Raw genomic sequence first — 9,496 nt, 5'->3', positions numbered from 1 at the left:
CCAGGCGCCCGTCGAGGCCAACAGCCTCGCGAACACGGGGCACAACCTGCCGGTCGACGCGGCCGCGGCGATCCACTTCTTCGGCCTCGACGGCCCTGCGCCGACGCCCACCCCGACGCCGACGCCCACTGCGACCCCGACACCCACCCCGACCCCGACCCCGACGAGCTCGCCCACACCGAGCCCGACGCCGTCGCCCACGGTCAGCGCGACGCCCAGCCCGACGCCCACGACGACCGTCCCGAGCGGCTGCCGGATCGGCTACCAGGTGAACTCCTGGCCCACGGGCTTCACCGCGAACGTGACGATCACCAACGCGGGATCGGCGACGATCGACGGCTGGAACCTGCGGTTCACGTTGCCCCCCGGACAGGCGATCACGCAGCACTGGAGCTCGACCCTCAGCGCGTCCGGTCAGGCCGTCACGCTGACGAACGCGGCGTGGAACGGGCAGATCCCACCCGGCGGCAGCGTGCAGGTCGGCTTCAACGCGAGCCACACGGGCTCGGCCGCGGCACCCTCGTCGTTCTCGCTCAACGGCGTGACGTGCGGCTGACCAGCCTCAGCGCGACGACCTAGACCCGCGAGCCCCACCGACGCAGGGGCCCGGCCCACCGGCCGGGCCCCTGCGTCGTCCGTGCGCTCGTCGCGCGCCGGTCACGCCTCGCGCGTCACTCCTCCCCGAGCCTGCGGCCACGGCGGACCAGCAGCAGGAGCACCAGCCCCGCGGCCAGCGCGACGGCTCCCAGCGCCGCCAGAGCGCCCGCGTCCGACCCGGTGACCTCGAGCGTCGCGTCGGCCTCGACGACCTGCAGCGGTGTGCCGCCGCTGACCCCGGAGGCCAGGCCGCGCACCTCGAGCGTGTGGTCACCGACGGGTGTCGCCGCCGGGATGGTCACCGCGGCGTCGACCTCACCGTCCGACGAAGCCGTCACGCCCAGCAGGAGCATGGGCGTCGAGTGCAGCCACACCTGGACCTGCTCGCCGGGCTGGAACCCCGCACCGCGCACGTCGACCGCGCTGCCGCGGCGCGCCGCGTCCGCCGACAGCTCGACGTGCGGGCGCGGGTGCGGCTTCGGCTTGGCGGAATGAGTCGGCTTCGGCGGCTTCGGCTTGGCCGTGTGCGTCGGCTTCGGCGGCTTCGGCGTGGCCGAGGGCGTCGGCTTCGGCGGCGGGGTCGGCCGGGCCGTCTTCGTCGGCTTGGGCGTGGGCGTCGGCTTGGCCGTCTTCGTGGGCTTCGGCGTCGGGGTCGCGGTGCCCGTCGGCGTGGGCGTCGGGGTGGCGGTCGGGGTCGGGGTCGCGGTCGGGGTCGGGGTGGGTGTGGGCTCGGTGCCCTCCTGCTCCTCGACCAGCACCGCGACCGTGCGCGCCGGCACCGTGACGGTCCCGGTGGCCTCGTCCCACGTGGTCGCCTTCACGACGGCGTCGGCGCCCTCAGCCTGGACCGGCGAGAGTGCGTAACCCCGTCCGACGAGACCGTCGACGACCTGCGTGGTCGCGGTCGGCCCCGCGTTGAAGACGACGAGCAGACCGTCGAGCGCGGGGTCCACGTCCGCGCCTTCCGTGTCGTCGACCTGCATGACGATCACGCCGGGCGTGGCGTCCGGACCGCTGCCGGGGAACGTGACCTTCTGCTCGATCGCGTCCGCCGTGCCGAGGCGCAGCAGCCGGGTCGACGAGCGCAGCCGCAGCAGGTCGAGCGCCTGGGCGCCGGCCGTCGCGACCTCGTCGGCCGACGGCTTGAGCGTCGCGTCCTGCAGCAGCGGCGTCTGGTACGGCCACTTCGCCTGGTTGTCGGCGGCCGGCGGCAGACCGTGGCCGAAGCCGTTGTCCTGCCCGGTCCAGTCGATCGCGTTGAACCAGTCGCCCGAGTTGTAGCTGTTGCGGTCGAGCGACTTGCTGCGCAGCAGGTCCGCCCCGGCGTGCCAGAAGGACGGGGTCTGCGCGAGCGCGGTCGTCGCGAGCGACAGCGTGTTCATCCGGATGCGGTCGTCCATCGAGGTCGCCTGCGGGAGCTTCATCGTGAGCGAGTCCCACAGCGTCTCGTTGTCGTGCGCGTCGACGTACGTGACGACCTCGTCGGGCTCGGTCGCGTACCCGGCCGGCTGGCCGTTGTAGTCGATCTCGCTGCCCTTGCGCACGGTCCCGTCGCTCGTCCGGAACGCGTAGTCCTTGAGGTTGCCCGCCAGGCCGAGCCGCACCAGGTCGCCCTGATGCCGGATCGAGGCGAGCTGAGCCGCCTCGTCACCGTTGACCGCGGCGCCGTTCGGGTCGGTGTACTGGCCCGAGCCGAAGCCCTGCACGCGCGGGTCCTCGTCGAACGGCCCGCCGCCGCGCACGGCGTCGCGCAGCCGGTCGGAGAACGTGCCGATGCCCGTCCCGCCGAGGTTGCCCTGCCGCGCCTGCTCGAACAGGGCGTCGTCGGCGACCTCGCCGAAGTTCCAGCCCTCGCCGTACAGGTAGATCGCAGACCCGTCGACGCCGTCGTCGGCGAGGGTCAGCTCGTCGAGCGCGTCGCGGACCGCCTGCATGTTGGCCACCGAGTGGTGGCCCATCAGGTCGAACCGGAAGCCGTCGACCTTGTACTCCTTGGCCCACAGGACCACGGAGTCGACCATGAGCTTGCCCGCGAGCGCGTGCTCGGTCGCGACGTTCGAGCAGCACGTGCTCGTCTGGACGTTCCCGGCCGCGTCGAGGCGGTGGTAGTACCCGGGCACGACCTTGTCGAGCACCGAGGTGTCCGCCTGGCCCGCCGCCGACGTGTGGTTGTAGACCTCGTCGAGCACGACCTGCAGCCCGGTCGCGTGCAGCGCCCCGACCATCGTGCGGAACTCACCCACGCGCGCCGCGCCGTCCGGGTTGACGGCGTACGAGCCCTCGGGCGCCTGGTAGTGGAACGGGTCGTAGCCCCAGTTGAAGCCGTCGGCGTCCGCGACCGCACCCACGCACGCCTGCTGCTCGGTCGCCGCGGGCCCGTACGACTCGAGGTCGCAGTCGGGCTCGGCCTGCTGGGTGCGGTCCTCCTGGATGGTCGCGATGTCGAAGGTCGGCAGCAGGTGGACGGTGTCCAGGCCCGCCGCGGCGAGCTGGGCGAGGTGCCGCATGCCCGCGCTGTCGCGCGCGAACGCCAGGTAGGTGCCGCGCTCGTCGGCCGGGACGGTCTCGTCCTCGATCGAGAAGTCCCGCACGTGCAGCTCGTAGATCGCCCGGTCGACGTCCTGCTCGACCACGGGCGCGGGCGTGTCCGCCCACAGGGCGGGCTGCGTGCTCGGGTCGGACAGGTCGACGACGACCGAGTGGGTCGAGTTCGTCGTGAGCGCGACCGAGTACGGGTCCGTCACGGCGTTCTCGACGACCGTGCGGGTCGAAGGCGCGTACACGGTGACCGCGTACCGGTAGGCGGCGCCCGTCCAGCCGGCCTCGCCCGTGACGCGCCACACGCCGTCCGTGCCGCGCTCGGCCTGGACGCGCTGCGGCGTGCCCGACGTCGCACCGGTCCAGAGCAGCAGGTCCACGTCCTGGGCGGTGGGCGCCCACAGCGCGAACGACGGGACGTCGCCGTCCCACGTGACGCCCAGCTCGGCATCCTGCGCCGCGTCGGCGTACAGGTCGTCGACGACGCCCGGGATCTGCACCCCGGTGAAGGCGACCGGGCCGGTGTCGGACGCGGCCAGGACCCGCAGCTCGCCCTTCAGGAGCGCGGCGGCGTCCGCGGGGCCGACGCGCAGCGCGGCGTAGCCGGCCAGCGCGGGGAACGTCGTCGTGACGTCCGCCGGCAGGCCCGCCGGGTCGTAGGTCAGCGGCACGGTGATGCCGCCCGTGACCTCGCCGTCGACGAGCTCGAGACCGCCCGACGGCGACTCGTGCAGCGAGAACGTCAGGCCGGCCGGGTCGGCGTCCACCAGGTCGCGCGGCCAGGCGAGCGTGTCGGCGCTCACCCAGTGCGCGCGGGCCTGTCCCGTCCCCGGCAGGGGCGGGTCCTGGACGGTCACGGTGAGCACCTTCGTCGCCGAGTCGAACGAGAACTGCACCTGCTTGCCCTCGGTGGCCGAGAACGCGATGTTGTCGCCGCCCGGCACGCCGCCGGCGCCCCAGTTGAGGGTCCAGGACAGGTCCTGGGTGACCTTCACCTGGTAGGAGCCGGTCGGCAGGCTCGTCGTCGTGAACTCGTACGTCCCGTCCCCGTCGGCGTCCTGGAGCAGCGCCGCGAGGCACTCCGGCTGCCAGTCGCCCGGGCAGCCGAGCTCGGACTGGAAGTCGCCGGCCAGCGTGAACAGCGGGCCCTGCGCGCTCGAGGTGAACAGGTGGCTGACAGGGTCGTAGACGAACGTCACGTCGGTCGTCGCGGTCAGCGAGTACGCGGCGTTCGCGCCGTCCCGCACGCCACCGACCCCGTAGTTCTCGGCCCATGAGCCGCCGATCGCGACCTTGTACTCGTAGTCGCCGGCCGGGAGCGAGAACGTCCCCGCGTAGACCCCGCCCGGGCGCAGCGTGAGGGCCGCCTGCGGGCAGTCGGGTGCCCAGTCGCCGGGGCAGCCCATCTCCGAGTTGTGGCTCCCGGGCACGGTGACCAGGAGCTCACCCGGCTCCTCGGGCGTACCCGCGGCGATGCTCAGCACGCCGGTCGCCGTGTCGAGGCTGAACGTGGCGGTCGGCGTCTCGGCGGTCACCGAGAACGCGACGTTGCCGCCGGCGGCCGTGCCGTAGCTCGTCGCCCAGTCGAAGCCCTTGATCGCCTTGGCCTCGTAGCTGCCCGCCGGGATCGCCGAGGTCGTGTAGGTCCACACGCCGTCCCCGTCGGGGTCGGCGAGCAGGGCCGTCAGGCACGTGCTGCTCCAGTCGGCGGCGCAGCCCAGCTCGGACTGGAAGTCGCCCGCGACCGTGTAGACCGCACCCGCGGCGTCGTTGGTCACGCGGTGCGTCGACGGGTCGTACCAGAACGTCACCGGGCGGTCCGGGTCGGTCACCGTGTAGGTGAGGTTGCCGCTCGGCGAGTTCTTGATCCCGTCCTCGCCGTAGTTCTCGTGCCAGGCGCCGTTCTGAGCGCCCTGCGCCTCGTAGTACGCCGCGCCGATCGCGGCCTTGTACTGGTACGTGCCGGCGGGCAGCGTGAACGTGCCCGACCAGCGGCCGTCGGCCTGGAGCGTGAGCTCGGCCGCGGTGCAGGTGGGCTGCCAGTCGGCCGCGCACCCCATCTCCGAGTTGTGCTCGCCGGGGATGGTCACGATGCTCTCGGCGTCCGCGACCACGGGCGTGCCCGGGCCGTACCCCTCGCCCACGGTCGCGAACGTCGTGGCGACCGACTCGTGGCCGCTCGCGTCGGCGACGACCGCGCGGTACTCGACGAGCGCGCCGGCCGCGAGGCCCGCGGTCGTGTGGAAGACGCGCGGGGTGCCCGTGTCGGACGTGCCCAGGGTCGTCCACTCGTCGTCGCCCGCGACGCGGTAGGCGAACGTGGTCTCGGCGTACGCCTCCTCGTCGAGGCTCACGGAGAGCTCCTCGAGCGGGGTCACCGGCAGGCCCGGATCCCCGTCGAAGGTCGCGTCGATCGCGCTCGAGCGTGCCGGCAGGGTGCTCGTCGCGCGGTACACGACGGCCGACAGCGCCGGCACGGAGAGCGTCACGTCGCCGTCCGCGACGACCGTCCCCGTCGCGCCGTACAGCGCCTCGAACGTCGCGTCGGGGCTGAGCGGCGAGAACGTCGCGGTCTTCGTCGTCGTCGCGTTGTTCACCGCGACCAGGTACTCGACGCGCTCGTCGCGGTCCACGCGCGAGAACGCGTACACGCCCGTGCCGTCGGCGACCGCCTGCTCGACCTGCGCACCGTCGACGAGTGCGGGGTGGTCGGCGCGCAACGCACCGAGCTCGGCGATCGCCTCGTACAGCGTGCCGTCCGTGCCGTAGTGGTCGCCCGTGCCGAGCGTCGTGCCGTCGATCAGCGGCTGCTCGGCGTACGAGTCGACCTGCGTGCCGAACAGCGACTGGCGGGCGTCCTTGTCGCCACCGGTGCCGACGAAGCCCTGCTCGTCGCCGTAGTAGACGACCGGCTGGCCGCGCGTGAGGAACATGATCTGGTGCGCGAGCACGTCACGCTGCACGGCGGCGTCCTTGCCGCGCAGGAAGTACCCGATGCGACCCATGTCGTGGTTGCCGAGGAACGTGGGCAGCGCGTACGCGCTCGAGTCGGCGGTCGTGTAGTAGTCGTCGGACGCGAACAGGCCCGCCAGGCTCTTGGCCGAGCCGCCGCCCGCGTAGCCCGACGCGGCGGACTGGAACGCGAAGTCGAGCACCGAGCTCATCTGCGTCTCGCGCACGTACGGGCTCGTCTTCGTCGCGTCGGCGTCGTAGACCTCGCCGAACATGAAGAAGTCGTCCTTGCCCGTGGCGCGCGCGTGGTCCATGACCTGCTGCGTCCAGGACTGCCAGAACTCCATGTTCACGTGCTTGACGGTGTCGATCCGGAAGCCGTCGATCCCGAAGTCGACCCAGTCGGAGAAGATGTCGGCCATGCCGTCGACGACGACGGGGTTCTCCGTCATGAGGTCGTCGAGCGCGCCGAAGTCGCCGAGCGTGGAGGACTCCCCCGCATAGGTCGAGCTCCCACGGTTGTGGTAGAGCGTCGGGTCGTTGAGCCAGGCCGGGACCTTGGCGTGGGCCTCGTCCGGGCTGACGACCGGCGTGTACGGGAACGACGTCGCGGCGTCGAGCTCGGGGAACGTCGTGCCGACGACGTCGGACAGCGCGAACTCCTCGCCGTCGGCGTCGGTGTAGGGCCGCTCGGCCTGCGAGACGTACGGGTACGGGTCGGCGCCCGCCTGCGGCGCCTGCGCGTACTGGATCACGTCCGCGGTGTGGTTCGCGATGATGTCGAAGTAGACGTCGATGCCCAGGTCGTGCGCGTCGTCGATGAGCTCCGCCAGCTCGGCCTTCGACCCGTAGTGCGGGTCGATCGACGTGAAGTCCGTGACCCAGTACCCGTGGTACCCGGCCGAGACGTCGTCGGTCCCCGCACCCTGCACGTACTTGTTCGTGAACGACGGCGTCAGCCAGATGGCCGTCGTGCCCAGGCCCTTGATGTAGTCGAGCTTGCCGCGCAGCCCGGCGATGTCCCCGCCTTGGTAGAACCCCTTGTCCGTCGGGTCGAAGCCCGTCGTCAGGCGGTCTCCCGTCACGCCGCCCTGGTCGTTCGCCTCGTCGCCGTTCGCGAAGCGGTCGGTCATGACGAAGTAGAGCTGCTCGCCCGAGCCCGGCTGACGCACGGGGGCGACGGGCGTCGCGTCCTGCTCGGCGTCGTCCTGCAGGTCCAGCGGCGTGAGCGACGTGCGGCCGGTCGCGAGGTCGAAGTCGACCAGCAGGCGCGTGCTGCCGGCGAGCACGAGCGGGATGTTCGCGGCCCCCGCGTCGCTCGAGCCCGCGAAGCCGTACGCGGTGTCCCAGGCGTGGTCGGCGACGACCTTGAACGCGTACTCGCCGCCGGGCAGCGTCACCGTCGCGGCGTAGTGGCCCGTGCGCCCGTCGACGGGTGCGAGGTCACCCGTCGTGCAGGTGGGGTCCCAGTCGGCCGGGCAGCCGAGCTCGGACTGCAGGTCGCCGACGAGCGTGTACGACGTCTCGTCGTCGGCGGCGGCGGTCTGCTGGACGACGACCGCGCCCGCGAGGGCGAGGGCCGTGGCGGTGAGCGCCGACAGGGGGCGACGGGCTCGCGCGAGGACGCTGGACATGCGGCGACTCCTTCGTCTCCGCGCAGGGCGCGGGCATGCGGTGAGGTGCTCCCCGCGTGGACGGTCGCTGCGGCGACCGCCCACGGGGCTCCGGCGACAGCGGCGTCGACGGACTGGCGGCAACGTACTGGCTTGCGGCAACTTGCAGCAAGACCTTGCGAGCGTTGTGCCCGTCCCGTGACCAACCACCCGAAACCGCCCGGCGACGACGACGAGCGCCCGCGTCGCCCCGCTAGGTCGCGGGCAGCGCGCGGACCTGCGGAGACGACGAACGGCGCCCTCCCCTGGCTGGGGAGGACGCCGTCGACGTCGGTGCGGGGCTCAGCCCAGGCGCGCCGCGAGGTTCTCGTCGAGCGCCGCCAGGAACTCCTCCGTGGTGAGCCACGGCTGGTCCGGGCCGATCAGGAGCGCGAGGTCCTTGGTCATCTTGCCGCTCTCGACGGTCGTGATGACGACGTCCTCGAGCGTCTCGGCGAACTGCGTGACCTCGGGCGTCGAGTCCAGCTTGCCGCGGTGCTTGAGCCCACCGGTCCACGCGAAGATCGACGCGATGGGGTTGGTCGACGTCGGCTTGCCCGCCTGGTGCTGGCGGTAGTGCCGCGTGACCGTGCCGTGCGCCGCCTCGGCCTCGACCGTCTTGCCGTCGGGCGTCATGAGCACCGACGTCATCAGGCCGAGCGAGCCGAAGCCCTGCGCGACCGTGTCGGACTGCACGTCACCGTCGTAGTTCTTGCACGCCCAGACGTAGCCGCCCTCCCACTTCATCGCGGCGGCGACCATGTCGTCGATCAGGCGGTGCTCGTACGTCAGGCCGGCCGCGTCGAAGTCCGCCTTGAACTCGGCGTCGAACACCTCCTGGAAGATGTCCTTGAACGCGCCGTCGTAGGCCTTGAGGATCGTGTTCTTGGTCGACAGGTACACCGGGTAGCCGCGCTGCAGGCCGTACGCGAACGAGGCGCGCGCGAAGTCGCGGATCGACTCGTTGAAGTTGTACATGCCCATCGCCACGCCACCCGCCTCGGGGTAGGTGACGACCGTCTGCTTGATCTCCTCGGAGCCGTCGGCCGGCGTGAAGGTCAGCGTGAGCGTGCCGGCGCCCGGGACCTTGAAGTTCGTCGCCTTGTACTGGTCGCCGTGGGCGTGACGGCCGATGATGATCGGCTTGTTCCAGCCCGGGACCAGCCGCGGGATGTTCGAGATGATGATCGGCTCGCGGAAGACCACGCCACCGAGGATGTTGCGGATCGTGCCGTTCGGCGACAGCCACATCTTCTTGAGGCCGAACTCCTCGACGCGCGCCTCGTCGGGCGTGATGGTCGCGCACTTGACGCCGACGCCGTGCTCCTTGATCGCGTGCGCCGCGTCGACCGTCACCTGGTCGTCGGTCGCGTCGCGGTTCTCGATCGACAGGTCGTAGTACCGCAGGTCGATGTCGAGGTACGGGTGGATCAGGCGGTCCTTGATGAACTGCCAGATGATCCGCGTCATCTCGTCGCCGTCGAGCTCGACGACCGGGCCGACTACCTTGATCTTCGCCATGCGGGACTCCTTGCTGAGAACTGGGCCGCCCCAAGATTACTCGACATCAAGAGATCTCGACCGACGATCCAGGGCGAGGCTGGTCACGTCCGACGCCGTCGTCACCGATTTTGGTGCGTGATCGCACCCGCGCTGCACGGCTGGGACTGGCATATTGGCCCGCGAACCACTCGAACCCACCGACAGGACCGCCATGTCCCAGGACAACACCGCCGGCACGCCGGATCCGCAGGGCA

At 71.7% G+C, this 9,496-nt stretch carries 3 protein-coding genes; 1 reads left to right on the top strand and 2 read right to left on the bottom strand.

The genetic code is table 11. The features are described from left to right. A partial coding sequence (locus tag CWIS_RS19485; protein WP_048343615.1) for a cellulose-binding domain-containing protein occupies positions 1-556 on the top strand: 556 nt, incomplete at its 5' end. A 115-nt stretch (positions 557-671) separates the two neighbouring features. Here the strand turns inward: CWIS_RS19485 and pulA are convergent. Both pulA and CWIS_RS12190 read right to left on the bottom strand, forming a co-directional pair. Next, a complete protein-coding gene (gene pulA / locus CWIS_RS19480) occupies positions 672-7,721 on the bottom strand; it encodes a pullulanase-type alpha-1,6-glucosidase (protein ID WP_048343561.1) in 7,050 nt (2,349 codons plus the stop codon). Between the two features lie 321 nt (positions 7,722-8,042). Continuing rightward, positions 8,043-9,260 carry an NADP-dependent isocitrate dehydrogenase gene (locus CWIS_RS12190; protein WP_048343560.1) on the bottom strand — a complete coding sequence of 406 codons (1,218 nt, stop codon included), beginning with the start codon at positions 9,258-9,260 and terminating at the stop codon, positions 8,043-8,045. Between the last annotated feature and the right edge of the window lie 236 nt (positions 9,261-9,496).

The organism is Cellulomonas sp. A375-1 (assembly GCF_001040865.1).
GTDB classification, from domain to species: Bacteria; Actinomycetota; Actinomycetes; order Actinomycetales; family Cellulomonadaceae; genus Cellulomonas; species Cellulomonas gelida.
Note: the sequence above shows the minus strand (reverse complement) of the source record. Positions and strands in the feature narration are given on the sequence as shown.

Coding starts and splice junctions, on each gene's coding strand:
- CWIS_RS12190 (WP_048343560.1), bottom strand. CDS start 9,260: ATGGCGAAGATCAAGGTAGTCGGCCCGGTCGTCGAGCTCGACGGCGAC.
- pulA (WP_048343561.1), bottom strand. CDS start 7,721: ATGTCCAGCGTCCTCGCGCGAGCCCGTCGCCCCCTGTCGGCGCTCACC.